The 26,895-nt window shown below is 41.8% G+C and carries 22 protein-coding genes and 1 other RNA gene; 14 read left to right on the plus strand and 9 right to left on the minus strand.

Annotated elements, in window-relative coordinates; all coding sequences use genetic code 11:
- Positions 1 to 836: 836 nt before the first annotated feature.
- Together ssrS and C505_RS21570 are read right to left on the minus strand one after the other, a co-directional pair.
- Positions 837 to 1,019: non-coding RNA, 6S RNA (gene ssrS / locus C505_RS24020), on the minus strand.
- A 19-nt stretch (positions 1,020 to 1,038) separates the two neighbouring features.
- A complete protein-coding gene (locus C505_RS21570) occupies positions 1,039 to 1,299 on the minus strand; it encodes a cell division protein ZapA (protein ID WP_018691643.1) in 261 nt (86 codons plus the stop codon).
- Positions 1,300 to 1,531: 232 nt separating this feature from the next.
- On the opposite strand from C505_RS21570, the gene C505_RS0105775 reads away from it, so the two are divergent.
- The 9 genes from C505_RS0105775 (at position 1,532) to C505_RS0105820 (ending at position 12,089) form a co-directional block, all read left to right on the plus strand.
- Positions 1,532 to 2,098, plus strand: a complete 567-nt coding sequence (locus C505_RS0105775) for a UPF0149 family protein (protein ID WP_018691644.1) — start codon at positions 1,532 to 1,534, stop codon at positions 2,096 to 2,098.
- A gap of 3 nt (positions 2,099 to 2,101) precedes the next feature.
- The gene (gene pepP / locus C505_RS0105780; RefSeq protein WP_018691645.1) at positions 2,102 to 3,403 is read left to right on the plus strand and encodes a Xaa-Pro aminopeptidase; all 1,302 of its coding nucleotides are present in this window, start codon (positions 2,102 to 2,104) and stop codon (positions 3,401 to 3,403) included.
- Entirely contained in the window at positions 3,400 to 4,620 is a 1,221-nt protein-coding gene (gene ubiH / locus C505_RS0105785; protein WP_018691646.1) for a 2-octaprenyl-6-methoxyphenyl hydroxylase, read from the plus strand. The genes pepP and ubiH overlap by 4 nt, the downstream gene beginning before the upstream one ends.
- Before the next feature lie 2 nt (positions 4,621 to 4,622).
- On the plus strand, positions 4,623 to 5,813 hold the full coding sequence (locus C505_RS0105790) for an FAD-dependent monooxygenase (protein ID WP_018691647.1): 1,191 nt from the start codon (positions 4,623 to 4,625) through the stop codon (positions 5,811 to 5,813).
- Positions 5,814 to 5,998: 185 nt separating this feature from the next.
- Positions 5,999 to 7,084, plus strand: coding sequence for a glycine cleavage system aminomethyltransferase GcvT (gcvT, locus tag C505_RS0105795; protein WP_018691648.1), 1,086 nt, complete (start codon positions 5,999 to 6,001; stop codon positions 7,082 to 7,084).
- Between the two features lie 49 nt (positions 7,085 to 7,133).
- Complete coding sequence (gcvH, locus tag C505_RS0105800) at positions 7,134 to 7,523, plus strand: glycine cleavage system protein GcvH (protein WP_018691649.1); 390 nt, start codon at positions 7,134 to 7,136, stop codon at positions 7,521 to 7,523.
- 133 nt (positions 7,524 to 7,656) lie between these two features.
- Positions 7,657 to 10,533 (plus strand): aminomethyl-transferring glycine dehydrogenase, encoded by a 2,877-nt coding sequence (gene gcvP / locus C505_RS0105805; RefSeq protein WP_018691650.1) that lies wholly within the window; start codon positions 7,657 to 7,659, stop codon positions 10,531 to 10,533.
- Positions 10,534 to 10,840: 307 nt separating this feature from the next.
- Positions 10,841 to 11,560 carry a type 2 periplasmic-binding domain-containing protein gene (locus C505_RS0105815; protein ID WP_018691652.1) on the plus strand — a complete coding sequence of 240 codons (720 nt, stop codon included), beginning with the start codon at positions 10,841 to 10,843 and terminating at the stop codon, positions 11,558 to 11,560.
- A gap of 163 nt (positions 11,561 to 11,723) precedes the next feature.
- Positions 11,724 to 12,089, plus strand: a complete 366-nt coding sequence (locus C505_RS0105820) for a hypothetical protein (RefSeq protein WP_018691653.1) — start codon at positions 11,724 to 11,726, stop codon at positions 12,087 to 12,089.
- Positions 12,090 to 12,128: 39 nt separating this feature from the next.
- Here the strand turns inward: C505_RS0105820 and C505_RS0105825 are convergent, their stop codons facing one another.
- The 6 genes from C505_RS0105825 to C505_RS23505 form a co-directional block, all read right to left on the minus strand.
- Complete coding sequence (locus C505_RS0105825; RefSeq protein ID WP_018691654.1) at positions 12,129 to 13,340, minus strand: BCCT family transporter; 1,212 nt, start codon at positions 13,338 to 13,340, stop codon at positions 12,129 to 12,131.
- A gap of 105 nt (positions 13,341 to 13,445) precedes the next feature.
- The gene (betA, locus tag C505_RS0105830) at positions 13,446 to 15,125 is read right to left on the minus strand and encodes a choline dehydrogenase (RefSeq protein WP_018691655.1); all 1,680 of its coding nucleotides are present in this window, start codon (positions 15,123 to 15,125) and stop codon (positions 13,446 to 13,448) included.
- Positions 15,126 to 15,134: 9 nt separating this feature from the next.
- Positions 15,135 to 16,598 (minus strand): betaine-aldehyde dehydrogenase, encoded by a 1,464-nt coding sequence (betB, locus tag C505_RS0105835; protein WP_018691656.1) that lies wholly within the window; start codon positions 16,596 to 16,598, stop codon positions 15,135 to 15,137.
- A 311-nt stretch (positions 16,599 to 16,909) separates the two neighbouring features.
- The gene (gene pepE / locus C505_RS0105840; RefSeq protein WP_018691657.1) at positions 16,910 to 17,617 is read right to left on the minus strand and encodes a dipeptidase PepE; all 708 of its coding nucleotides are present in this window, start codon (positions 17,615 to 17,617) and stop codon (positions 16,910 to 16,912) included.
- Positions 17,618 to 17,733: 116 nt separating this feature from the next.
- Complete coding sequence (locus C505_RS23500; protein ID WP_051090586.1) at positions 17,734 to 19,362, minus strand: TonB-dependent receptor; 1,629 nt, start codon at positions 19,360 to 19,362, stop codon at positions 17,734 to 17,736.
- Positions 19,337 to 20,605, minus strand: a complete 1,269-nt coding sequence (locus C505_RS23505) for a TonB-dependent receptor plug domain-containing protein (protein WP_083938278.1) — start codon at positions 20,603 to 20,605, stop codon at positions 19,337 to 19,339. Before C505_RS23505 ends, C505_RS23500 begins: the two co-directional genes overlap by 26 nt.
- A gap of 636 nt (positions 20,606 to 21,241) precedes the next feature.
- Here C505_RS23505 and C505_RS0105855 point away from each other — a divergent pair.
- From C505_RS0105855 to C505_RS0105875, 4 genes are all read left to right on the plus strand, one after another.
- Entirely contained in the window at positions 21,242 to 21,862 is a 621-nt protein-coding gene (locus tag C505_RS0105855; RefSeq protein ID WP_018691659.1) for an FKBP-type peptidyl-prolyl cis-trans isomerase, read from the plus strand.
- Between the two features lie 166 nt (positions 21,863 to 22,028).
- On the plus strand, positions 22,029 to 22,760 hold the full coding sequence (locus tag C505_RS0105860; protein ID WP_018691660.1) for an SDR family NAD(P)-dependent oxidoreductase: 732 nt from the start codon (positions 22,029 to 22,031) through the stop codon (positions 22,758 to 22,760).
- A 9-nt stretch (positions 22,761 to 22,769) separates the two neighbouring features.
- Positions 22,770 to 23,624, plus strand: coding sequence for an amidohydrolase family protein (locus C505_RS0105865; protein ID WP_018691661.1), 855 nt, complete (start codon positions 22,770 to 22,772; stop codon positions 23,622 to 23,624).
- A gap of 232 nt (positions 23,625 to 23,856) precedes the next feature.
- Complete coding sequence (locus C505_RS0105875) at positions 23,857 to 24,765, plus strand: hypothetical protein (protein ID WP_018691663.1); 909 nt, start codon at positions 23,857 to 23,859, stop codon at positions 24,763 to 24,765.
- 43 nt (positions 24,766 to 24,808) lie between these two features.
- Here C505_RS0105875 and asnS read toward each other — a convergent pair whose 3' ends face one another.
- Entirely contained in the window at positions 24,809 to 26,209 is a 1,401-nt protein-coding gene (gene asnS, locus C505_RS0105880) for an asparagine--tRNA ligase (protein WP_018691664.1), read from the minus strand.
- A gap of 162 nt (positions 26,210 to 26,371) precedes the next feature.
- Here asnS and C505_RS23510 point away from each other — a divergent pair, with 162 nt between their 5' ends.
- Complete coding sequence (locus C505_RS23510; protein ID WP_018691665.1) at positions 26,372 to 26,740, plus strand: hypothetical protein; 369 nt, start codon at positions 26,372 to 26,374, stop codon at positions 26,738 to 26,740.
- The last annotated feature ends 155 nt before the right edge of the window (positions 26,741 to 26,895 follow it).

Genomic DNA, 26,895 nt, shown 5'->3' on the forward strand with positions numbered 1-26,895 from the left:
TTTATCAGCAGCCCCCTTCAGGGCTGCTTTCCTCTCCCAAAACCCCAAAATAATCAACAAATTACACCCCGCCTTAGTCCGCATGGTTCAAGGGCTGCACTGACAACGGCACCTTGGGGAGCGCCCGATTTTAAAGGCTTTCGCTGATTTATCATACCCTTATTTCATTTCCCAAAATGTCCCAAAATCACCGTTTGGACCGTGAATGCGTCCAAAAAATCTGCACGTAGACCCCCTTTTTAGGGTGAAACTGCACGTGTTCTGCACGTGAGATTTTTTGTGAATTTTTTATTTCCCTGTATTGGGTATTAGAAAAAGTATGGTGTCTTTTGATTCAGGGCTGATTGGGGTTTTAGAGAAAACTTGTACTTTTGAAATACCCTTGTTTCCATACCCCATCCATGAGCGGGGGACGTTCGGGGGACATTTTTTCTCATAACTTTTCACGGAAAATGATTTTATCTAGTAAAAACAGCTAGATAATAAAAACACGAAAAAATGGCGCACACCCTTATTTTTGTATAAATATATTTACAAAATCAGGGGTAACTTTGAGAATTATCATCACTTCATTTCAAATAAAATCGCAAAGCCTATAAAAAATAAATGAAATTATTATCCTGGATAATCTGTGAATTTGTGTTCTCACGCCTATTTTTTGTTAAATAAATTAACAATTGAAGGTCATTTTCTCTCGATTTTCTCGCAGATTTACCCCAAAAATCGCGATTTTCTAACATTTTTAGATCATATTAAAAGGCGGAAAAATCGTGATTTTGGTGTTTTGGGAGGTGGGGTAAGATATTGATAAAGTTGACGAAACCCAGTGTTTTTGGGCGCTCCCCAAGGTGCCGTTGTCAGTGCAGCCCTTGAACCATGCGGTTCAAGGCGGAAATCATATCATTGCCGTAGGCTTCCCGATACGAGCCGGGCTTGCTCAATAGCAGTGGTTATGACTCCCTAATATAAAATTTATCGGCTCAGGGACGTTAACTAACTCACAAACACCCCAGGGAACATATTGTCTTGTGTGGCAAACTAAGCCTTTTTTGCGATAGGCTGTGTCTGCTCGTCTAATAATTCTAGCAGGGCTTGCTGCTCAAGTAACTCATGACTCATATTTAATGCTGTCATGATTAACACACCTTCGATGCCATGGAGCATTGAACGCTGCTGTGTTTCTGAAATTCGTCTCTCAAGTTCCGCAACTGCATCCCTTAATTCAAGCTGTTTTTCTTTTGGGCAATTGACTTTGTATGTTTTACCCAAGATTGATATTGTTACAGCTTTTGTCGTCATGATAAGCCTCTTCTTTGACCTCCGTGTTTCATCTTGCCCGATGTCCAGTATCAGGAGGCGCACTATAATCCCGATTTATTCCAAATACAATAGGAATATCAAAAAGGTGCTAGCGTTTGTTGATTTATTGCCCTATACATGAAACATAGACCTTTGTTGTTTCTATGGCTAGCTCTTAATATAGGCTAATGTTACGATACTTAAAGACAAGTTTACTTTATAAAAAGTTCATATGACAGATACTTTTTCCTTTGATGGACTCCTAAAGCAATTGGAACGGAATAAAATTGAAGCAGAACCTTCAGAAGTGCACGGCTTATTGACTGGAATGCTTTGTGGTGGTGTAAAAATCAACTCGGAGGAATGGCTGGGTGCGATGTCCGACATGATCAACGATGGTCAGGCATTTTCAAAAGAAGGAAATTCACTCCTTTTTAGTGTTTTTCACACATCTTTACAGTCTCTACAGGATAAAGAGCTTACTTTTGAGCCCATTTTACCCAGAGATGATGAGACAATTTCTGAACGAATTGAGCATTTAATTTTGTGGGTTCAAAGCTTTCTTGTTGGATTTGGGCTAAATATGACAGACCTGTCCACAGTTTCTGATGATGTGCGAGAAGTCGTTGAAGATTTTGCTGAGCTTACACGCCTAGATACAGAACTAGAACCCTCGACAGAGTCGGAAGACGCATACCATGAAGTGGTCGAATATATTCGTATTTCTACGCTTTTATGCTTTTCAGAACTGGGTCAACGTGTTATATCTCCTCAAACCAATCCCAGAGTACTGCACTAGAACATGATAAAAATTCCAGAATATGTTGAACGCCGGGAGCGGCTGCTTGAGCAAATGACTCCCGGGAGCGTTGCTTTGGTTCCAGCGGCGAAAGCGTTAAGACGAAGCCATGATACGGATTTTCCGTTCCGACAAGATTCCGATTTCTATTATCTGACAGGCTTTAATGAGCCAGATGCATTGCTTATCTTGGACAAAGATACGGAAAAAACAACGATTTTATGCCGCGAAAAAGATCAGTTGGCAGAAATCTGGGAAGGTCGCCGTTTAGGGTTCACACAAGCAATAGATGTACTGTCTGTTGATAGTGCTGCCAGTATTGCTAATATGGACAAGATCCTGCAATCCTCAATCGATAAAAAGGATATTGTCTATTTTGCACAAGGGAACTTCGATTGGTTTGATTCGGCGGTTCTATCAGCGATGAACGGGTTGCGAGCTTCACCAAAGAAGGGCTTTATGCCACCGAAGCAAATTCAGGACTTACGCCCATTGATTCATGAAATGCGCCTGATCAAATCAGAACATGAGTTGGCATTGATGCGTCGCTCAGCCGAAATATCATCAAAAGCTCACTGCCTTGCGATGGAGTTTTGTCATCCGGGGGCTTATGAATATCAGGTAGAATCAGTGATCCAACATCACTTTATGATGAACGGCGCTCGAAACCCGGCCTACAGTAGTATTGTTGGTGGTGGTGAAAATGCATGTATTTTGCACTACACAGAAAATCAGGATGCATTGAATGATGGAGACTTGTTGCTGATTGATGCTGGGTCCGAATATCATGGTTATGCCGCTGATATTACACGTACGTTCCCGATTAACGGAAAATTTACCCCTGAACAGAAAGCACTTTACCAAATTGTTTTGGATGCACAACTCGCTGCTATCGCATGGATCAAGCCGGGGTGTTGGATGAGCCAGGCGCTTGAGGCTGCAAATAAGGTTCTCATTCAAGGACTTTTGGATGTTGGATTATTGCAAGGTGATCCAGAAGTGCTTCTCAAAGAAAACGCGCAAAAAGAATATTTTATCCATGGACTAGGCCATTGGATTGGTTTAGATGTACACGATGTTGGTGTGTATAAGATTGATGGAAAGGAGCGACCATTTGAGCCGGGTATGGTTCTCACCGTGGAGCCGGGATTATATATTGCGCCTCACCTAAATGTACCAGAAAAGTGGAAAGGAATTGGCATTCGTATCGAAGACAACTTACTTGTGACAGAAAATGGTCACGAAGTCCTCACCGATGCTGTTCCAAAATCAATAAAAGACATCGAATCATTAATGCAGTCATGAATACAAGTGTCGTAAATTCCGTAGAGCGGCATAGGGTGGATGTCCTTGTTTCTGGCGGTGGCATGCTTGGTGTTATGCAGGCATATGCGATCGCCGTTCAGTTCCCAACGTTGAAAGTAGCCATCATCGAAGCCAGTGAGTTGAAGCCACATGCTTCCCCGAGCTTTGATGAACGCTCCATCGCATTATCCTACGGTAGTATCTTGCTGCTCGAAAAGCTTCGTTTATGGGGCTCATTGAAGGAGTACGCAGAGCCGATTCAAGAAATCAAGGTCTCTGACCGTGGCCATATAGGCAAAACTCACCTTACCGCAAATCAATTTGATCTCAATGCGTTCGGCTATGTGATCGAAGTCGTTTATCTTGAGAAGGTATTGCAGCCTCGTTTAGACGAACTTCCGAATGTGTCTTGGTTAAGGCCCTGCAAGATCAATGACATTACCCAATCAAGTGAAGCCGTGTTGTGTCAATTATCAACTGGCCAACATATTTCAACAAAGCTGTTTATTATCGCTGAAGGTGCACAATCAAGTAGTCGCGACAAACTAAAGTTTGACTTGAAGCAACAGAACTATGGGAAACATGCGATTGTTGCGAATATTCAGGTGGCGTCGCATGGCAATATTGCATATGAGCGATTTACACCTGATGGACCAGTTGCATTGTTACCACTACCAAAGAGCCGCTACTCGCTCGTTTGGTGCGTGAAACCAGATAAAGCAAAGTTTCTAGCAGACTGCGCCCAGTCAGATTTTCTGATTGAGTTACAAAAAATGTTTGGGAGCAGTATTGGGCCTTTCCAAGATGTCGGTAAACGAGTTGCTTATCCACTTTCTGTAAAACAAGTGTCTAGAATGTTTCATCATCGTACAGCTTTAATCGGTAATGCAGCGCATACAATACATCCCATTGCTGGACAGGGCTTTAATCTAGGATTGCGAGATGTGATGTGTTTAACTCAGTGTATTGCTGAGTCAGAATCAGATATTGGTGCATTTTCAGTCTTAAAAAAATATGATCAGACACGGCAAAAAGATATGCAACGTGTTGTGACAATGACAGATTCTTTGGTGAAATTATTTTCAAAGGAGAATCAGTTGGTTGCACTTGGAAGAACACTTGGCCTGATGTCGATGCAGTGTTTTCCTGAGTTGAAAAAGTCATTGGTTCATCAAGCGTTAGGGCTTTATTTTCCTTCATCGAACGGAGTTGTTTAATCATGTTTTCTCAAGAAGTCACCATTCTTGGTGGTGGATGCATTGGTTTAGCTTTAGCGATTGGGCTTGCCAAGCAGGGAGTTAAAATTGCTTTAGTGGATGGTGCCCCAGAGCCAGTAAAGCCAGTTGAAGTGCCAGATTTGCGTGTCAGTGCAATCAATAAAACAAGCGAGCAGCTTCTTCGTCGTTTAGGGATATGGGAAAATATTGAGGAAAAAAAGAAGACGCCATACCAAAAGATGCATGTGTGGGAAGGGGATAGCTTTGCGTCGATTAACTTTGATGCGCCTTCGCTAATGTTGGGTGAACTTGGTCATATTATCGAGAATAGAGCATTGCAGTTTGCTTTATTTCAGGCACTAAAAGCATACCCGCAAGTCAGCATAAAGTACGATACACAGTGTAAAGATATTCAACAAAGTGACAGAGAGGTTCTTCTGACACTAGAAAGTGGCCAGCCAATCGTCTCTCAATGGGTTTTTGCTGCAGATGGTGCGAATTCATTTACACGCAGACACCTTCACTTACCCATGACATACTGGGATTATGATCATCACGCTATTGTGGCTACAATTCGCATGGAAGAGCCACACGGTAACTGTGCTCGACAGGTATTTTGGGGAGATGGTCCGCTTGCTTTTCTCCCATTAGATGACCCACATCTTTGCTCGATTGTCTGGTCAACACTACCGGATAAAGCAAAGCAATTGATGGAGTTATCAGAAGAAGGGTTTAATAGAGCACTTTATGTTGCTTCAGGTTCCTCGCTAGGTGAACTGAAACTTGAGGGAGAACGGAGTCAGTTTCCTCTTAAAATGCGTTATGCGAGACAATGGTTGTCGAATCGTGTTGTGTTGCTCGGTGATGCAGCACATACGATTCACCCATTGGCAGGTTTAGGTATGAATGCAGGTCTTTTGGATGTCGCGGCTCTATGTAGGATTATTGAAAAATCAGGCATTGAAAATCTTCAATGGCGCCATCTTCGCCAGTATGAACGGCAACAAAAAGCGCAAGCACAGGAATTAATCCTGATCATGGAAGGGTTTAAGCGTTTATTTGCAGATGATGTTTTTCCGAAAAAAGTATTAAGAGGAATTGGACTGTTTTCTGTGAATCAATTTCCGGCCCTAAAAAATATATTTGCACGACATGCAGTGGGCCAACAAGCCAATCCATTTAACTCATTGTAATATATAAATAATATGACATGAATGTCATTGGTTTAATACGCTTTTAACTGGTCTAATGAGCATTGAAAAAAGCGTATAAACCTCTATCCCAGTGCAAATGCTTTCGTTATAATGCGCCCACCTTCTTTCCTTCTCTGCGTAAAGCAACATGTATGCTTTCGTTGAGAGATACAAAGGGACAAATTATGATAAAAAAGACGCCCCTACACGCAAAGCATGTTGAATGCGGCGCAAAACTTGTAGACTTTCACGGCTGGGAAATGCCTTTGCATTACGGTTCTCAAATGGAAGAACACCATGTCGTTCGTCAAGATGCTGGCATGTTCGATGTCTCCCATATGACTATTGTCGAAGTGACTGGCACTGATGCAAACTCCTTTCTTCGCAAATTACTTGCGAACGATGTCAATAAACTCCAAAAACCAGGTAAAGCACTTTATACACCAATGCTCAATGAACAGGGTGGAGTGATTGATGACCTGATTGTCTATTTCTTTGATCAGACCAACTACCGTTTGGTTGTCAATTCTGCAACACGTGATAAAGACTTGGAATGGATGCAAAAAGTAGCGAAAAATTTCGAAGTTAACATTCTTGAAAACGCAGACTATGCTATGGTGGCAATTCAAGGGCCTCAAGCAAAAGAACGTGTTGCGACTAAGCTATCCGAAGCACAAAAGGCAGCAGTCGATGGCATGAAGCCATTCTTTGGTGTTCAAGCCGATGACTTGTTTATTGCGACGACTGGTTATACAGGCGAAGATGGCTACGAAATCATGGTACCCAAAGCACAGGCAGCAGATTTTTGGCAGCTGATGCTAGATGCAGATATTAAACCGTGCGGTCTTGGAGCCAGAGATACACTACGTCTGGAAGCTGGCATGAACTTATACGGCCAGGATATGGATGACACCGTTTCTCCACTCGCTGCAAATATGGCTTGGACGATTACCTGGGATCCAGAAGAACGTGATTTTGTGGGTCGTACTGTGTTAGAACAGCAAAGAGCAAACAAGTCGACAGATAAACTTGTAGGGCTTGTACTCGAAGAAAAAGGTGTACTTCGCGCAGGACTGAAGGTCATCGTCGGCGATCAGGAAGGTGTGATCACCTCAGGAACCTTCTCACCAACACTTGGGCATAGCATTGCGATGGCACGTGTACCAAGAAGTATTGGTGAAACAGCTGAGGTAGAAATGCGTAAGAAGCATGTCACGGTTAAAGTGACAAAACCAGCTTTTGTACGTGCAGGTAAAAAGATATTTGACTAAGTCGAAGAACCAATTATTTCGACCGGATTAAATTTAGGAATTATAAGAAATGAGCAATATCCCTACAGAGTTAAAATTCGCAACAACGCATGAATGGGTCAGAAAAGAAACTGATGGTTTGATGACGATCGGAATTTCTGAGCATGCGCAAGAGTTATTAGGTGATATGGTTTTTGTTGACCTACCAGATGTGGGTGAAGAAGTCAGCGCAGGTGATGATTGTGCCGTCGCAGAATCAGTGAAAGCAGCGTCTGACATTTATGCACCAATTTCTGGACAAATCGTTGCAGTCAACGAAGAATTGGAAGGCTCTCCAGAGCTTGTGAACAGTGATCCTTTCGGGGATGGTTGGTTATTTAAAATCAAACCTTCGGATGAATCTGAGCTGGAAGGCCTTTTAGATGCAGAAGGCTATCAGAACGTCATTGACGAAGATTAATACGCAAAATTTAAAACCCCGGCCCATGTCGGGGTTTTATTTATTCAACCCGAACGACGTTTCGTACAAACGTTTAACTTGACGGTTTTATACCGTTTGTATTTGTTATTAGGGATCCTGTGGAATGACTCACATGTCAAAGAAAACCCTTCATGCTCTTACAGGTGAAGAACAGTTTGTTCGCCGCCATATTGGTCCAGACCAAGCGCAACAGGCGCACATGTTACAATATCTGGGAACAGACTCTGTCGAGTCACTTATCTCCCAAACCGTTCCCGAGAATATTCGTTTGCCTGAGCCACTTTCTATTGGCCGAAGTCAAACAGAAGAAGAGGCCCTTGCGGTACTCAATAAAATCGCCCAAAAGAATGAGATTTACACATCGTATATCGGAATGGGTTATTACCCAACATTGGTCCCAAATGTTATTTTAAGAAATGTGCTTGAAAATCCAGGTTGGTATACAGCATACACGCCATATCAGCCTGAAATTGCCCAAGGTCGCTTAGAAGCACTGCTTAATTTCCAGCAGTTATCCATTGATTTAACGGGAATGGAGCTTGCCAGTGCATCTCTTCTTGATGAAGCGACAGCAGCGGCTGAAGCAATGGCACTTGCGAAGCGTGTTTCCAAAAACAAAAAATCTAACATCTTCTTTGTCTCTGATGATGTGCATCCGCAAACCATTGATGTCGTCAAAACGCGTGCGGAAATGTTCGGCTTTGAGGTCATCGTTGATCAAGCGGATAAAGCACCAGAACACGATATTTTTGGTGCATTGATCCAATACCCTTCGACAACGGGTCATATTACAGATCACAGTGATTATATTGCGAAATTACAAGAACAAAAAGCGGTTGTTTCTGTTGCGACAGACTTTATGAGCTTGTTGATGTTGAAGTCTCCAGGTGAAATGGGGGCGGATGTTGTCCTTGGTTCAGCCCAGCGTTTTGGCGTACCAATGGGATATGGTGGACCGCACGCGGCCTTCTTTACGACAAGAGACAAATTTAAGCGCTCTCTTCCTGGTCGTGTTATCGGTGTGTCAAAGGACCGTACGGACCAGCCAGCGCTTCGAATGGCAATGCAAACGCGTGAGCAGCATATCCGCCGCGAAAAAGCGAATTCAAATATCTGTACAGCACAAGTACTTTTAGCGAATATGGCTTCGTTTTACGCGGTTTATCATGGCCCTGAAGGCTTAAAAGATATTGCTGAGCGTATTCATCGCTTTGCAGATATTTTCGCACTTGGCCTGCAGCAAAATAGTTTTACCTTGGCTCATGATCATTGGTTTGATACGCTTACATGTGAGGTGTCTCCTGAAGCCCGCCAAGAGATTCTATCTCGAGCGAATACTGCAAAAATTAACTTGCGGACAGACCTGAATACACTCTCTGTCAGCATGAATGAGACCACAACAGTTCAAGATCTTCAGGTGTTGTTCGATGTTTTCTGTGGTGAGCAGCATGGATTAGATATTCAAGCTTTAGATCAAAAAGTGGTAAATGGTGATATTCAGTCAGTCCCAGAGGCATTGATTCGAACCAGCACGTATCTTGATCATCCAGTATTCAACCAGTATCAATCAGAAACGGATATGCTGCGTTATATCAAGCGACTGGAAAACAAAGACTTGGCTCTAAACCACAGTATGATTTCTTTGGGCTCTTGTACGATGAAGCTCAATGCGACTGCGGAAATGATCCCGGTGACTTGGCCTGAGTTTTCCAATCTGCATCCGTTCGCGCCAAAAGATCAGACGGCGGGCTACCAGGAAATGATCCAATTATTATCTGATTGGTTGGTCAATATTACTGGTTATGATGCAGTTTCTATGCAGCCAAATTCAGGTGCGCAAGGTGAATATGCAGGATTGATAGCCATTAAAAAGTACCATGAAAGTCGTGGGGATGGGCACAGAAACATCTGTCTGATCCCAAGCTCAGCACATGGGACTAACCCGGCTTCTGCCCAAATGGCGAATATGAAGGTTATCGTTGTTGCTTGTGATAAACAAGGCAACGTCGATATGGATGACTTAAAAGCAAAAGCGGAAGAAGTCTCAGAAAACCTTTCATGCATCATGATCACGTACCCATCTACGCACGGTGTTTACGAAGAAACCATCCGTGAAATCTGCGACATTATCCACCAGCACGGTGGCCAAGTGTATATGGATGGCGCAAATATGAATGCGCAAGTTGGGATCACCTCACCAGGTTATATTGGCTCGGATGTATCACATTTGAACCTCCATAAAACGTTCTGTATTCCTCACGGCGGTGGTGGCCCAGGTATGGGACCGATTGGTGTGAAAAGCCACCTTGAGCCATTCCTGCCAGGCCATGCTGTGACTGGTGGAGCAGAAAATGGTGCTGTTGCTGCCGCAGAATTTGGATCAGCTGGGATCTTACCAATTTCTTGGATGTACATTGCGATGATGGGCTCAGAAGGGCTGAAGCAAGCGTCAGAAATTGCAATCCTCAGCGCAAACTACCTGACACAGAAACTCGCTGCTCACTATCCAATTCTTTATCGTGGCCAGAATAATCGTGTTGCGCATGAGTGCATCGTGGATATTCGCCCCATTAAAGAAGAAACAGGCATCAGTGAAATGGACATAGCAAAACGTCTGATGGATTACGGCTTCCACGCACCAACGATGTCTTTCCCGGTTGCCGGCACGCTGATGATTGAGCCAACAGAGAGTGAATCACTCGAAGAGCTCGATCGCTTTATTGATGCAATGGTTGCGATTAAAGAAGAAATCAACAAGGTTGAACGCGGAGATTGGACGCTGGAGAATAACCCACTTGTGATGGCACCACATACACAAGACGATGTTCTACAGGAAGACTGGGATCGTGCATATAGCCGTGAGGAAGCCGCATTCCCACTACCATATGTTCGTGAAAACAAATTCTGGCCAACAGTCACCCGAATTGACGACGTATTCGGCGATAGAAACCTGATTTGTTCTTGTCCACCCGTTGAGGCTTATACTTGATTGGGCACTTCAGTATAAAGCGGTTTCAAATTGAAAGCTGGGTCATGATCACTATTGAAATTGACTTCAGACTGAAATAAGACGAAAACGAGCATGACAGTCGTTGTGCTCGCTTTTTATTCGCTTTTTTCATATACCATCGTGACTATTTACCCATTCAACCTATCTGCCATAATACACCATTCAAACCTCAAGCAGCGCATGCCATAAAAAGGAAATTTTCAAAGTTTGATAATTTTAAGTTAATCATTGAAATGCAGTTGAAGCGCTATAATGAGGGACAAGCGCATTTTTCTTGTGAGCATCATTGAAAACCATATTATTAAGCGTCTTGTTCTTTTGCTTCATCTTTGTCGCTCAGCACAGTGAAGCAAAAGTAAAAATTATTGGCGTCGACATTCAAGGTTTACATCAAGCGGATGGGTTAGGGGTGTACGATCAAATCCTAAACCATATTTTGATCAAGAGTGATGCTGCAACACTCAATATTTTCCCTCCAGCTCGCGCAATTAAGCTTTTTGCTTCCTGCCAAAACTGTTGTTTTTCACCTGCGAATAAAAATGAAGAGTTTTATGACTTTGATGAAAACGTATTCGTTACAGAACCGATGAATTTTGCAAAACTCTACATCTTTGTTGCATTTGGGCAAGAGCCCATTAGCAAACTGAGCTCTTTGAGTGGAAAAATAGTCGGGTTTCGTTTTGGAATGCCTTATGGAAAGACATTTGAGCAATCCAAACTCAAGAAGCTCCCTGTTTATGATTTGGCTGAGCATATGCCTTTATTGAAGCATAAACATATTGACGCTTTTGTTGCTTTTGCGCCTGATATTTATAAAAAGTTTAAAGAATTAAATATGAAGTCTCTACCACACAATGTTGATAAACCCATTGCCGTCCACCCAGATAAATTAGTGTGTCGCGGGGTCAAAGATTCTTTTATTCGCCAATTCAATAAAAAGCTCGCCCAACTAAGAAAAAGCGGCCAGCTAAAAGTGATGTTAGGAGATAATTATATTCCTGAATAAGGAATAACAGATACTTTTTCTCTCAATCAAATTACACCATTCCAAATGGTGAAATACGCCTCATGAGATCTACCAGAAAAATCAGAATAAGAGTTGATTTGATTTGATACAGTTTTGCTAATCTACTAAACGATATTCACCCAAATAAAAGGGGACAACAATAATGAAACTCGCATTAGCTGTCGTTTTATCAATGGTTGCCACTGCGGCAATTGCAGGGAATAACCAATCCGCGCAACATCGTCATCATCAGTTAGATAAACATCAACACCAACATCAAGATAATTGTGGACATGTTCGAGAGTGGCATATCGACCATTTTGACTATGCGCATGAGAAGCATGATCACCATCAGCACTCAACGCACGTCCATGAGTCTGAGATAGGACATCATGCAGCACATAAGCATGCTCATGGTGAGAATTGTGGTCATAAGACGAGAGTGAAGGATAATCGTTTAGAGTTTTCGCATGATGGTCATTGGCATCATGCACATGGTCAGCATATCCATGAAACACATGCGATTTAAAGGCGCTTGTTATGGTAAGGGGGAGTGACTCCCCCTTTTTTATGCAGCTTCCACAGTTTTTGGATCACTTTCTGTGATTAACGTTTTATCAATTTCAGAAATGACTTCACGCTTTTTAATTAGAACATATGTCGTACAACTAAAGAAAATTCCAATCACAATCGAGCCAATCCATTCGATCTGAAGAAAATCGAGCTGGAAAAACAGCACCAAACTACTCAGCAACAAAATATTGCCAAGAATGTATTTGGCTTTCCCATAACGTTTGACAGTAAAGTTCAGGTTGTCCGTGTAGAGGCGAGTCAATGAATCTAGGGAATTCAGAACAAATACAATGCCAACAACGACCATTGCAATCGTATACATCCCAGATATATCGATCTGATTGACATGATAAATATACAAAATAGAAAACCAAGCAATGATCATCACCGAAGGCAACACCAGCATAGCCAACAACAATTGATATGTACGCAGCCCACCTGCAAAGCGGGAAGTAAACTGACCGATCATGATACACCATGCCAGCCACCAAAATAGATAAAACTGGTGATAATCTGACATTGGGAATGCGAATTGGTGGATGTTTGTAAAGTATTCGCCAACGAGGGCGATTGTTTGAGGGTAGGTATACAAATCCACAGTGCCGGAGGACACCGCACCGTATACGAGCAAGCCAATCAACGCCAGAAAAAACCAAGTTGTTGAGACGCTTAAGATACGAATCGCTCGTATACTCATACTGGTTAACACGCTCCCGACAACAACAGCGAAGACGATCAGGTAATAATAACCACTAATTTCTCCATCATTGCTAAGGGCTGGTAAGTACCAGGGGAGATTCTTTAGCAGAAGATACCCCGTGAAAGCACAGGTTCCAATAATGATGATGTTATTGACAAATTTAACAATGGGAATTTCAAAGAACTTTACTTTCGGTTCAATAATACAAAAGTAAAAACAGGTCATGAAATAGAAGGTCCAGATCAAAAATGCCCAGAAACCAAACTCTATCGCAAGGGGGTTTGCAAAACTATACTCTGGATTTTCTGTTGTGTTCGCATACATACCAAACTCAGTGAGCGGAAACATAATCAGTCCGACATCTAATCCGGATGTGAATAGTATTGCGATAAAGGTGAGGCTCTTCGTGGGAGAGGGGCCAGTGCAAGGGAGATTTCCCCAACGAAATAGCATGAACAATGTGGTGGCGAAAATAAAACATAATCCAGCAATTAACCAATATGTCATCTGGTTTCTCCCTGGCATAAAATACATGTACGGTACATAATCGCTCCTAATTTTTTATTGTTATGAGCACAGCATGTACAACTTTACCAATGCTGCATTGGTTATTTAGGCAATTTCTCGAACAGGGTGATTATCTCGCTGCTCTAACTGCCAGTTTTCTGCAATTTCTGGTATGACGGAAGATTCAGGTAAACATTTTCCAAGGATCAAATCTGCGGCTCTTTCCGCAACCATAATGGTTGGTGCATTTAAGTTTCCGTTGGGGATTGTGGGAAAAATCGATGAATCAACAACACGTAACCCTTCAATGCCGTGTACTTTCGTTTGAGGATCAACAACCGCCATCGGATCCGTGCCCATCTTGCATGAACATGACGGATGGTAGGCGCTTTCGACGGATCTACGGACAAACTGGTCAATCTCTTCATCACTTTGAATGTGTTCGCCAGGCTGAATTTCAGAACCACAATAGGCATCCATAGCAGGTTGCTTCATGATTTCCCGAGTGAGGCGAACACAGGCTCGAAAGCCTTCCCGATCATCTTCGTGTTCTAGGTAATTAAACTGAATTTTCGGTGGGATGGTTGGATCTGAAGCAGTGACTTTTACCCAGCCTCGACTTTTTGGTTTATTGTGACCAATATGAACTTGGAGACCATGCCCATCAAACGCACTACGACCGTCATAACGCATCGCTGCTGGCAGGAAGTGGTATTGCATATCCGGCCAAGCAATACCTGGCTTTGAACGGATAAAACCACAAGATTCAAAGTGATTCGTTGCACCTAAACCATCCTTAAAGAAAAACCAACGCGCCCCAATCAGAAATTTATCCCAGAGTCCCAATTTTCCATTGAGCGTGATTGGTTTTTTACAACGGAATTGAAAGTAAAACTCCAAATGATCCTGAAGATTTTGACCCACACCAGGAAGTGAATGCTTAAGTTCTATTCCCGCTCTTTCTAGCGTCTCTTTTTCACCAATACCAGAGAGTTGCAGAATATGCGGTGATCCGATAGGACCAGCACTCAGAATGACTTCCGCATTGACATGGACTTCATGTAACTCACCATGACGCTCATACATGACACCAACCGCCTTCTTTCCCTGCAAAATGACATGGTGAACCAATGCATGGGTGACCACATCCAAATTATTTCTTGTCATGGCTGGTTTTAAGTATGCATTCGCAGTTGACCAGCGAAGGCCATTCTTAACAGTCATATGCATTGGACCAAACCCTTCTTGACGTTGGCCGTTATAGTCTTCGGTATACAGGTACCCAGCTTCTACACCGGCATCAATAAATGCACGATATAGCGGGTTTTGCATTTCATTCCCGTTATTGGTCGCGAGAGGACCTTCGCCACCACGATAATGATCTTCACCGAAAGCCCATTGTTCTGACTTTTTGAAGTAGGGGAGGCAATTGGCATAGCTCCAACCAATTGCACCTTCTTGTTCCCACTCATCGAAGTCAAATGCATGACCACGGACATACACCATCCCATTAATTGAAGAAGAACCGCCAAGTACTTTTCCTCTAGGGCAGTGCATTTTTCTACCATCAAGGAATGGCTCCGGCTCAGTTTCAAATTGCCAAGCATATTTCTTGGTATTCATTGGTATCGAAAGTGCAGTTGGCATTTGGATAAAAATACTTCTATCACTACCCCCTGTTTCCAAGAGTAATACTCGATGCTTCCCACTTTCAGTTAAGCGATTTGCCAGTACACATCCAGCTGAACCTGCACCAACAATGATATAGTCGTACTGATGACTCATAGGCACCTCTTAAAATGGTGATTCGATTGGTGTAAGGCCAACATAAATGGATTTGAGTTGGGTATATTGATTGAGCGTAGTAATACCATTCTCCCGACCAATGCCTGATAATTTATACCCGCCAACTGGCATTTCAGCCGGAGAAGCACCATAGCTATTGATCCAACAAATGCCCGCTTGGATTTGGTGGATCACTCGGTGTGCCCGCTGTATATCCTTGGTAAAGATGCCTGCACCCAGACCATAAGTTGTTTGATTTGCTCTTTTGATCACTTCAGATTCTTCAGTGAATGTGAGGATAGACATGACAGGACCAAATATTTCTTCTTGGACGATGGTCATATCATCATGGCAATCAGTGAAAATTGTTGGAGCGACAAAGTAGCCGTTCGGCGCTGTATTTGGTTGAATGACATGCCCACCAGTCAATAACTTTGCGCCTTCAGTTTTGCCTCGTTCAATGTAGGAGAGAACAAGTTCTTGATGCTTTTTTGAAATGAGAGCACCAAAGTTTGTTTCTGGATCCATCGGATCACCAGCAATGATGTTCTTTTGGGTTCGCTCTAAGAGTTGTTCTATAAAATTGGGATAAACGTCTTCATGAACGAATACGCGGGTACAGTTGGTACAGATTTCCCCTTGAGTATAAAAGTTACCGAGCATGCTTGCAGATACGGCTTGTTCAATGTCAGCGTCGTCGAAAATAATTAAGGGTGATTTTCCACCAAGCTCCATCGTGACTTCTTTCAAAGATGAAGCGGCATTTGCCATAACTTTCTTTCCAGTTCCCACTTCGCCAGTAAAAGAAACTTTAGCGATATGAGGATGCGTTGTAAGCCATTCACCAACATCTCCAGCACCGTGGACCACGTTAAAGACGCCAGCAGGAACACCAGCTTCAATGAATATTTCAGCTAATTTTATTGCTCCGAGTGAGGTTTCTTCGGATGGCTTGAAGATCATACTGTTGCCGCAGGCTAGGGCAGGGGCTGATTTCCAACATGCGATCTGAAGTGGGTAATTCCATGCGCCAATACCTGCACATACGCCGAGGGGTTCTCTTCGTGTATAGTAGAAGTCCCCACCGAGATCTTGTTGATTTCCCTCAATACTTGGTGCAAGCCCTGCGAAAAATTCGATTGCATCGGCACCAGTAACAATGTCAACGACGGAAGCTTCCTGCCAAGGCTTTCCTGTATCCTTTACTTCGATTTCAGCTAACAAATCATTTCTGGACCGTAAAAGTGCGACTGCTCTTTGTAAGATCCGGCTTCGTTCAAAACCGCTCATTGCTGACCATGTTTCAAATCCTGATTGAGCACTTTCTATCGCAGCTTGTTTGACATGTTCATCTGCAACTTCAACTTCATAAATGATCTCCCCGGTTGCCGGGTTGATGACGGGAAAGGTTTCGCCACTTTCATTACGCATGACTTTGCCATGGACAAAATTATGATAGCGGGTGATTGACATAGTTATCTCCAATCGTGGATGGAATGGATATGCAAAAATGCACACCTATAGGTAAAAGGCGTGTTTAATGAAACGCACTTTTTACAAAAAACGTTATTTGGAGTGAGAATCTACAGTAAAAAGGAGAGGTATTGTATCGGTACTATGTATGAATATAAGTTGAGGTGAACTTTAATATTATTGAATTAATTCAAATAGATACTCAAAGTGATGATTCAGAATAATACTAAATAAGTTTTATTTTTAAGTGAATAACCAAGCCAGACGCTTGTCTGGCCAGCATGATGAAAGATGAATTAGAAAAGAAATGATTAAAGATGAAGGTACTGACTTAAATCTTGCTGTGGCTGAATCGCCACTTTTTGACCACCCTTGAATGCAAAACCAGGCTCAGGTCCAATCAACGTCATATGTTGATGACGTATACGTAGGGCTGTTCCCTCACGGATTGCTAAAATTGGAGTCTCAGGTTCAACCTGCATAAATTCTTCTAATCGCATATCACGAGTTTCACCATGAAATTCGGGTGGATTGTAGTCCGTATAGTGGGGGTTAAGTTGAAACGGAGCAAGATTGAGCGCATCAAAACTTTTCGGCTCAATGATTGGCATATCATTTGTTGTTCGTATACTTTTTCCTGAAATATTTGAGCCAGCAGACCAGCCAATATATGGGGTACCCCCATTCACTTTTTCTTGAATTGGGTCGATTAAGCCAAATCGATATATTTCGTGCAGTAAGTGAAACGTATTCCCACCACCGACAAGGATTGCTTGTGCTTGCTCAATAGCTTGAGTTGGATCGTCGAATTCGTGCAAGCCACGAATTTTCTTATTCAGTGAAGACAAAGCAGATTGAACCATCACCGTATATTCATCATACGAAATAGAGACACCTGCGTAGGGGATAAAAACGGCTGAATCGAGACCTTCCAATGTTTCAGAAATATCAGCAAGTGCAGTTTCCAGATAGCCAGAGTCTTTCGCTCTAGAGCTACTCAGGAGTAAGAGGTTTTTCATGGATTGTACTCGTTTGTTTTTTTCAATGCATTATAAGCACAATAGAAAGGTCAGAAAAGAGAAAGAAAAAAGCCCCGAATCAATCGAGGCTTTTTGGTTTCTAACGGAGTTGATTATTAGAAACTGTAGGCAAGTCCAGCGTAGAACTTACGACCAATATTGTCATAAATTGCACTACCAACACCTGCGCCTGAATAGCCATTTGGAGCATCTTTATCAAGTAGATTGTCAATACCGATATATGTTTCGAAATCATCTGTGACATGATAACGAGCTTGAACATCGTGGTATGTGACTGAACCCACTTGTGTTGGAGAAATTGCATCTGGGTTAGCAGCTAGCGTATCTCTTTCCTCTGTATACATGCCACCAACATAACGCATTTTCCAATTAATATTGAAGTCTTCATACGCATAGTTTGTTGAGAATGACCCTTGCCATCTTGGATCTCCAATCTCTGATACTGCTGAATCACTATTCGATAGATCTTCCTGGAAAGGGTAGTCCTCCAATGTCATTAGATAAGTTGCAATCAAACGTGTATTAAACTCACCTGAAAATGCTTCAAAGCTGTACGCAAAATCGAAGTCAATTCCTTCTGCATCCTTTTTAGCAAGGTTTTGGTTAATCGACTTCACATTTGATACTTGGCCATTAGCATCGCGCGTAATTGCTGCGCAATACTTGTTTCCAATTCCCGATGTGGAACGGTAACAGTAATCAAGTGTTTTTTGTACAGAAAGCGTTGCAATGACATCTTCAATTTCAAACTTCCAATAGTCCACTGTTGCAGAGAATCCGTCTAAGAACCCTGGTGTATAAACGAAACCAAATGTAAGACTTGTTGATGTCTCAGGATCTAGCTCAGGGTTACCACCAGATTGTACAGGCTTATTTCCTGAACGTGGATCTGTGTAGTTTGCTGGTACACTTGATGCAGCACAGTTCGCTTTAATCGCTGTAATGTAAGTTGCATTATCTTGATCATTCTTAACATCACATGGGTCGTCATAAAAAGCAAAGTTACCACCAAGCGGTGAAAATAGTTCATCAATATTTGGTGCACGTACAGCTTTTGCATATGTCATACGTGTACGAAGATCTTCGTATATAGACCAATCAATACCAGCTTTCCAAGTTGTTGCGCTTCCCGTTGTACTGTAATCTGAATAACGTGCCGCAAGGTCGAGAGTCATTAGATCAATACCTGGTAAATCAGCAAGTAGTGGTATTGAGAACTCTGTGAACACTTCAGTAACATCAAATTGCCCTTCAAGTGGTGCGATCGCAGTTAAGAATGTTTCTCCACTTACGACTTGCTCGTCATATCCACCTTCAGCAGTTTCTTTACGGTATTCCGCGCCAACTGCAAATCCAACATCTCCAGCAGGAAGCTCAAAGAGAGCGCCATTTGACACAGATCCAGAGTAAACGGTTTGTGTTGTTTTACCTTGGAACAAAGATGTGGTCATAAACCAATCTTGCGCTGCTTGGCTAACATTACCGTTTCCAAGAAGGTTAACAGGTACACAGCCTTTGATATTTGGGTTGCTTTGATCTTCATTGGCATCAAGTGTCGCACGACAAACTGCTTTACCAGTATTTGGATCAACGACAGCATCGACGGCATTTTTAAATCTTTCTTTAATAAGGTTGTTAAAGTTCTTACGATTTGTTGTCGTTTGTCCCCAAACAACAGAAACGTCATAATCCCAATCCTCAAGGAAAGATCCTTTCCAGACCACTCACAAAACGCGATGTTTGTCTGATATTTTCTTCTGAACGACGGCCCATATCAGTATGAATACGGCGAATTGAAATACTTTCTAGGTTATTCTTTGCCATGAATTCAACAAGCTCTGCACTCGCAAAAGCGTTGTCTTTTTGTATGGTTTCATCACGACTAAATGTCCAGTCAGCATGGTCAGTTGCTTTTGTTTGAGAATACTTTCCATGGAAATAAAGAGATGCTTGATCGTTGATGTCGTAGTTTACTTTTGAATTAAAAGTTATCCGTTTAAACTCAGGTTGGTATGTTGAGCCTTTACTAAAATCAAACCAATCACAATCACCAGCACAGCGGAAATCATCATATAGATTGCCTAGCTTTTGCTTCCTAAATGTACCATCTGGTAAGAACATATAGCCGCCATCGTCTAGTGCAAATCGGCCACCATCGCTATAAATATGAAGCCCAGCGTCTTTTACGCGTAGCTTGTCAGGAATTTTGTTCTCACCTTTAACTTCATTTTTTTCGTTTGGATTTCTGATATCGGAATAACTAGAATGGCCACGATCCGCTTGAGTAATTGCATTTTGTCCAGCAACTTCTAATGAAACAGCGGCATTACCTTTGCCATTAGCAAATTCGCCTCCAGCAGAAAATGCGTATTTGTAATCAGAGAACCCGGAGTCAGCCGCATCGCTTTTCTGAGCAGAAAAATGAACACCATCAATATTATCTTTCAAGATAAAGTTAACAACACCAGAGACTGCATCAGCACCGTAGACTGCAGATGCGCCACCAGTAATAACTTCAACAGATTTGATCCATTCTGTAGGGATTGTGTTGACATCTACACGTGCAGTACCAATATCTGATGCTACATGACGCTTTCCATCGATAAGAACAAGTGTTCTGTTACTTCCAAGTCGACGTAAATCAAGGAAGTTAGAGCCCGTTGTGCCGATATAGTTTGTCGAGCTGGACATGGAGAAAGTATTTCCCAAAGCAGGAAGTGAGTTTAATAGGTCACCCAGATTTGTCGCACCAGATGCTTTAATCGCGTCTTCACCAATAACTGTGATTGGAGCCGGTGCAACAACACCTTCACGTAGGATACGTGTACCTGTTACCTGGATACGCTCTACACTTTCATCTTCAGCGCTGGCTTCGTTAGCATAGGCAGTATTTGGAATGGTATTGAATGCGAGCGCTGAAACAGCGAGCATTTTCATACTACTGGAAATTGGATTTAGCCTGAACATCTTCAACTCCGTTCTATAACTTATATTTCGTTTGGCGGGCCGTACAATTTCAGATGGTTAAATAATTATTGGTGTTTCCCACCTTCTACATCCTTAGTGGTTTGAAGCACATCCAATGTGAAAAATGTTACGACCAATCACGACAATACTATAGTTAAAGAAAAATAATCAAACTTTATTGCCAATAAAATTTTTCATTTTATGAATAAAAATACTGAAGTTTCATAAAAAATCTTATAAAACAGTAAGATAAAAAATGAACAGAAATGAAAAAAAAGTAGTCAATTATCAACCGCAAGTGATGATGAAATTATGTTTTTTTGTTGTTAATATTTTATTTATTGCCATTAAAATCAATTAATTATCTAGGAAGCTTTCCCTAAAATAGATAAAATAAGGGTTTTGGTTAAATCTTGGAGAAATACTGAATTTCAAACACTTTACTTGATGATTATGATATTTGGTATGCAGTATAAGCATCTACCGTTTCTGGTACAGAGTGCCAATTATGGGTGAAATAAGAGGCAGTAATGTTAGTTTTTTGTATTCATCATCCTTCCATGAAGCATTGTAATTAACGCGATTTGTTGAAATGAATATGATAGACTTGGGCCGTTTTTTTTCGAGGTTGAGACAATGACAAATAAAAACTACGATTCAGTAGAATTACAAGCGAGCTATGGCGTAGGTCGCCAAATGGGTGAACAACTTGCAGCAAACCCTTTTGAAGGGCTTGATGTTCATGCTGTAATGGATGGGTTTCAAGATGCATTGACAGCGCAGGAAAGTCGTGTCTCGATTGAAGAGATACAGGTTGCATTTACTGAAATCAATCAGAGAATGCAGCAGGCAGCTGCTGAGCAAGCACAAAAACTGGCTGCTGAAGGTGAGGTTTTCCTCGCTGAGAATGCCAAGCGTGAAGAAATTCAAGTGACAGACTCAGGCCTTCAATACGAAGTACTTGAAGAAGGTGAGGGCGAGATCCCTACGTTAGAGTCGACTGTCCGGACTCATTACCATGGGACGCTGATTAATGGTGATACTTTCGACAGTTCTTATGATCGTGGTCAGCCAGCTGAATTCCCTGTTCAGGGGGTTATCAAAGGCTGGACTGAAGCTTTACAGCTTATGAAGACTGGTTCAAAGTGGCGTCTATACATTCCTTCTCATCTTGCTTATGGCGAGCAGGGTGCAGGCGGAAGAATTGGTCCGAATGCAACGTTGATTTTCGATATTGAGTTGCTCGATATTCTTTAATCACTCTTTATTCCTGTTCATGATAAACCATGAACAGGAATTATCACTTTTTCTCTCCTTTATCCTTTTCTATCTTTATTTTTCTTATCAAACAGTTGGGTACGACTATACATCTGAGCGAAAACCGCATAAGGTATTGGCTATGTGAAATTGAGATCCAAATTATATGACTCAAAAAGTATGTATCGTGACCGGTGGTTCATTTGGAATTGGTGCTAGTGTTGTTACTGGGATGCAGGAAGATGGCTATCGTGTTTTTAATTTTGACCTTCGCCCCGGAGAACTCGGTGAACATATTTCCTGTGATGTATCGAATGGTGAGCACGTACAATCTGCAGTCTCGGAAGTTCTGTCAAAAGTCGATCACATTGATGCTTTAGTTGTCAATGCCGGCATTTACTTCTCTGGTAATATTGAAGAAACATCTGAGGCTGACTTTGATCGGATTATGTCCATCAATGTGAAAGGGGCTTATCATACGGTACAACAAATCTTACCGACTATGCGAGAGCAGCAATTTGGCACTATTGTGGTCATGGCTTCTGATCAGGCATTTGTAGCCAAGTCGAAATCTTTTGCCTATAACATGAGTAAAGCAGCCGTTGCTTCTCTTGCGAAAACAACCGCTTTGGACTACGCCCAGTTTGGGATCCGCTGTAATGCTGTTTGTCCCGGAACAATCGAAACACCGTTATACCATCAAGCGATTGATCGTTACTGCGAGGTTTCTGGTGCAGATAAAGCAGAAGTTCATGCTGACGAAGGGGCACTTCAACCCATTGGAAGAATTGGTCAGCCTGAAGAGGTTGCGCACTTAGTTCGATTTTTAGTGAGTGATAAAGCAAGTTTTATTACTGGCAGTTTGCACGCTGTTGATGGTGGTTACACCACACGATAAGGATGAGCGATGAAGATCATTGACCCACATGTCCACTTGATAAATCGCTCAGTTGGTGATTATTTTTGGTTAGATCACCAAAATCCGCCATATTGGAAGAATAAGAAACTGATAGATCGGACACACATGTTGCCCGATTTGTCATTAAAAGAACCGCTTGAACTGACTGGCTTTGTTCATATAGAAGCAGGGTTTGATAACAAGGCACCTTGGCGAGAGATCACTTGGCTTGATGGTTATGTTGACATGCCATTCAAGACGATTGGCTTCTCTGATTTATTATCAAAAGATTTCTCTCAGTGCTTGGAGAGGCAAATTATATATCCTCACTTTGTTGGTGTCCGTCATATTCTGGAAGAAGAAGCACAGCAAATTTTATCTCACTCATTTTGTAAACAACATCTGAGCCTCCTTGCTAACAGTGGTTTATTGTTTGAAGCACAAATCAATTGTGCTGACTCTGCATCTTGGCAAAGCCTATGTCGAATGCTCGATCAAATACCGGATCTGAAAGTGATATTGACACACAGTGGGCTTGCAGGGGCACAAGGGAAAGTTGTTGATCAAAACGCATGGAAAAAGGGGATAAAGTCGCTTGCTAATTACCCAAATTGTGCGATCAAGTGTTCCGGCTGGGAAATAAATCTCACACTAAATCAAAATAATCATATAAGTGACATTGTCACATACATAGTCAGTGAATTTGGTTACGATAGAACAATGCTCGCGAGTAACTTTCCTTTATGCCAAATGGCTATGGAATATCAATCACTTTGGGAGAGTTATACAGTACTGGATAAATCTATACGCCAAAACCTTCACTCTTTATGTTATCAAACCGCCTTTGATTGGTATCAGTTTTAAAGTTTATCAATCCGAATTCCATTCTCTTTCGCGTCCCTAAGATAAATCATTTTATTTAAAACTATTTTGAATAGTTCGTTACATACTTTGACGTGTTTACTCATCCATGAATTTTTCTATTTGATAATCATGTGATAAACACTTTAAGTTTGTTGTTTAAGTCGTAAGAACAGTAATTATTGAACAACAAAATGCAGTCAAAAACAAATGAAGATTTATTGATATAGAAATTATGCTAAGCACTGATGTGAATCGTACTCAAGAAAATATTGAAATACCAGAAGAAGTCTGTGTTGATGAAGTAACAACAGAAGTACAGGTATCTTCCATTAATGGTGTTCAACGAGCAGTTCAATTTTTAGAACGGCCGGTATTGCCTGTTCCACAATTTTCATATCAACAACCTTCACAACAGAAGAATAAACCGATCGATCAAGTTGTCGTTCAAACAATTCACTATGCATTAAAAGCAGAACTGGAGAAGTTATTCGCTTACAGAACTAAATCAGACAACCATGACTTTTCAATGAAACTAGAAACGTTATGTCACCAAATAAAAACGAGTATCGATAAATTTGGTCATTCGCTTTCTGGTACTAAGATTTATGAACTCGATTCTGTATTAGAAATGATTATGGAGAGTCGTCAGCTACTTGAACAAATTGAAGGGAAGTCCAAGGTGGACCTATCAACTTATGATGACAAACAACAAATTCTGCGAGAATTACTATTTAAAGAAAATGGGCAATGGGGAGATGCTTTTCACCAATCGGATCGCAATCAAAAGTCAATGATCCAGCGTTTTAACATGGATGAGCGTATTCATACTCAACAAGATACAAATGCAAAGAAGTCAGAACAACTGGTTAGTTTAAGCTTATGTAATATGATTGCTGATGCATGTGGTGGGTTTTGTAATCCACATTGTCAAAAAGGGGAAATCTCCTGTCGGCGAGTCCGTCATATGCAGCAAGAACAAGAGCGCATGGAAGCTAAGGCTGAAGTAAGGGCAGAAGCCATGGCCAAAGCAAGAGCTGAAGAAGTAAGAGTTGAAGTAATGGACGAAGCATGGGCTAAAAAAGTAAGGATTGAAGAAATAAGGCAAAAAGAAAGGGATGAGGAGGCTAAGCGGGTAATCTAAAAAGGGGCTTTCAGCCCCTTTTTTCTATCTTCAGGGTCAGATATTAGAAGTTTACATTGCCTGGTGTTCTTGGGAATGGGATCACATCACGAACATTTTGCATACCCGTCACATAAGCAACGAGGCGCTCAAAGCCTAGGCCAAATCCAGAGTGTGGAACTGTACCATAACGTCTTAAATCACGATACCAGCCATAGTCTTCCGGGTTTAATCCCATTTCCGATAGACGTTCATCGAATACTTCAAGTCGTTCTTCACGCTGACTTCCACCGATAATCTCACCGATTCCAGGTGCAAGGACATCCATCGCTGCCACTGTGCGTTTATCATCATTGATACGCATGTAAAATGCTTTAATGTCTTTCGGGTAGTTTTGCATAATAATCGGAGCACCAACATGCTCTTCAGCAAGATAACGTTCATGCTCAGATTGAAGATCAACACCCCATTCAACAGGGAACTCAAACTTTTTATCGCAGTTTTGTAAGATCTCGATCGCATCTGAATAGTCCATTCGAACAAATTCTGATTCAACCAAGCCTTCTAATCGTGAGATCACACTCTTATCAATACGTTGTGCAAAGAAATCAAGGTCGTCACGACGTTCTTCAAGTACAGCTTTACAGACATACTTCAACATATCCTCAGCAAGCTGTGCTATATCACTTAAGTCAGCAAAGGCGACTTCAGGCTCCACCATCCAGAATTCGGCTAAGTGACGACTTGTATTGGAGTTTTCTGCGCGGAATGTTGGCCCAAATGTATAAACGTTTGATAGGGCACATGCATAGGTCTCAGCATTGAGCTGCCCAGATACAGTCAAGAACGACTCTTTACAGAAAAAGTCTTCGCTAAAATCTACTTCCCCTTTTTCTGTTCTTGGCAGGTTTTGCAAGTCCAGAGTGCTTACACGGAACATTTCACCTGCACCTTCTGTATCACTTGCTGTAATAATTGGTGCACTGATCCAGTAGTAACCGCGCTCATGGAAGAAGCGATGTATAGCTTGGGATAGGCTATTTCTGACACGAGTGACGGCACCAATTACGTTTGTTCTTGGACGCAAATGTGCGTGTTCACGAAGGTATTCAATACTATGGCGTTTCGCTGCCATTGGATAAGTATCTGGATTTTCAACCCAACCAACAACATCGACTCTTGTTGCTTTAATTTCAAAGGATTGCCCTTGACCTTGTGACTCAACAAGCTCACCTTCACAAATCACGGCACAACCCGCTGTTAGTGATGTAATTTCAGACGCATAATTCGATAGATTATTGTCGGCAACCACCTGGATTGGATTAAAGCAAGAGCCATCATGGACAGCTAAAAATGAAAAACCCGCTTTTGAATCGCGACGTGTGCGGATCCAACCTTTGATGGTGATAGATTCACCGACTTTATGTTTGCCTTTAAGAGCAGCATCTATAGATGAATGCGACATGCAATCAAACTCCACTTTTTATATGTCGAAATTGTTCTAATTAAGCCCCCAATATTACCTTGAAAGCGCTAAGAAACAAGTAAAACTTGTGTTCCTGGTGGGAATTGCTTAATTAGTAAAGGAAGTAAGTCAAAAAATACACTGCAAACAGAAGAGTTACACTTGTCTGAAGAAGATAAACAACCAAAACTGGAGTTTGATGATAAAGAAACGGATCTCAAGTCCAGTCTATCTAAGGTGATCCGCGCCTTAACATTGACTGCGTGGGGGTTGTTTATTTTAAGTCTAGTTATTTTTCATTATGCAAGGCCAGAGCTAGAGTGGGGGATCTTACGTTATTTCGACATTCCAGTTCGCACTTTCTGGTTAATTTCCCTTCTCACTTGGTTAAAGGTTGTATTGCTGGCTTGTGTGGCGTTCAGCTGTTATGCAATTTACTTAAACTATCAAGCGGGAGCTAATCACTTTCGCTTCAATCTTTATCTTTTAGCGACGGTGTCAATCGTATTTTTTACACTCTTATGGGTGTAAAAATAGAGGATGTGAAACTTTGAAAGCACGCTTAAGAACCATACTCCTTTTTGTTGCTGCAATGACGTTGGTCGTACCAAGAAGTTTGGCCGAAGAAAATGTGTCGTATATTGCATTATTATCTGAACCAATTGCGTTTGTTGAAAAGCGTAATA

This window comes from Algicola sagamiensis DSM 14643 (assembly GCF_000374485.1).
GTDB lineage: Bacteria > Pseudomonadota > Gammaproteobacteria > Enterobacterales > Alteromonadaceae > Algicola > Algicola sagamiensis.

Excerpts from the sequence above, each read along its gene's own strand:
- C505_RS21570 (WP_018691643.1), bottom strand. The coding sequence starts at position 1,299 with ATGACGACAAAAGCTGTAACAATATCAATCTTGGGTAAAACATACAAA.
- C505_RS0105775 (WP_018691644.1), top strand. The coding sequence starts at position 1,532 with ATGACAGATACTTTTTCCTTTGATGGACTCCTAAAGCAATTGGAACGG.
- pepP (WP_018691645.1), top strand. The coding sequence starts at position 2,102 with ATGATAAAAATTCCAGAATATGTTGAACGCCGGGAGCGGCTGCTTGAG.
- ubiH (WP_018691646.1), top strand. The coding sequence starts at position 3,400 with ATGAATACAAGTGTCGTAAATTCCGTAGAGCGGCATAGGGTGGATGTC.
- C505_RS0105790 (WP_018691647.1), top strand. The coding sequence starts at position 4,623 with ATGTTTTCTCAAGAAGTCACCATTCTTGGTGGTGGATGCATTGGTTTA.
- gcvT (WP_018691648.1), top strand. The coding sequence starts at position 5,999 with ATGATAAAAAAGACGCCCCTACACGCAAAGCATGTTGAATGCGGCGCA.
- gcvH (WP_018691649.1), top strand. The coding sequence starts at position 7,134 with ATGAGCAATATCCCTACAGAGTTAAAATTCGCAACAACGCATGAATGG.
- gcvP (WP_018691650.1), top strand. The coding sequence starts at position 7,657 with ATGTCAAAGAAAACCCTTCATGCTCTTACAGGTGAAGAACAGTTTGTT.
- C505_RS0105820 (WP_018691653.1), top strand. The coding sequence starts at position 11,724 with ATGAAACTCGCATTAGCTGTCGTTTTATCAATGGTTGCCACTGCGGCA.
- C505_RS0105825 (WP_018691654.1), bottom strand. The coding sequence starts at position 13,340 with ATGACATATTGGTTAATTGCTGGATTATGTTTTATTTTCGCCACCACA.
- betA (WP_018691655.1), bottom strand. The coding sequence starts at position 15,125 with ATGAGTCATCAGTACGACTATATCATTGTTGGTGCAGGTTCAGCTGGA.
- betB (WP_018691656.1), bottom strand. The coding sequence starts at position 16,598 with ATGTCAATCACCCGCTATCATAATTTTGTCCATGGCAAAGTCATGCGT.
- pepE (WP_018691657.1), bottom strand. The coding sequence starts at position 17,617 with ATGAAAAACCTCTTACTCCTGAGTAGCTCTAGAGCGAAAGACTCTGGC.
- C505_RS23505 (WP_083938278.1), bottom strand. The coding sequence starts at position 20,605 with ATGTTCAGGCTAAATCCAATTTCCAGTAGTATGAAAATGCTCGCTGTT.
- C505_RS0105855 (WP_018691659.1), top strand. The coding sequence starts at position 21,242 with ATGACAAATAAAAACTACGATTCAGTAGAATTACAAGCGAGCTATGGC.
- C505_RS0105860 (WP_018691660.1), top strand. The coding sequence starts at position 22,029 with ATGACTCAAAAAGTATGTATCGTGACCGGTGGTTCATTTGGAATTGGT.
- C505_RS0105865 (WP_018691661.1), top strand. The coding sequence starts at position 22,770 with ATGAAGATCATTGACCCACATGTCCACTTGATAAATCGCTCAGTTGGT.
- C505_RS0105875 (WP_018691663.1), top strand. The coding sequence starts at position 23,857 with ATGCTAAGCACTGATGTGAATCGTACTCAAGAAAATATTGAAATACCA.
- asnS (WP_018691664.1), bottom strand. The coding sequence starts at position 26,209 with ATGTCGCATTCATCTATAGATGCTGCTCTTAAAGGCAAACATAAAGTC.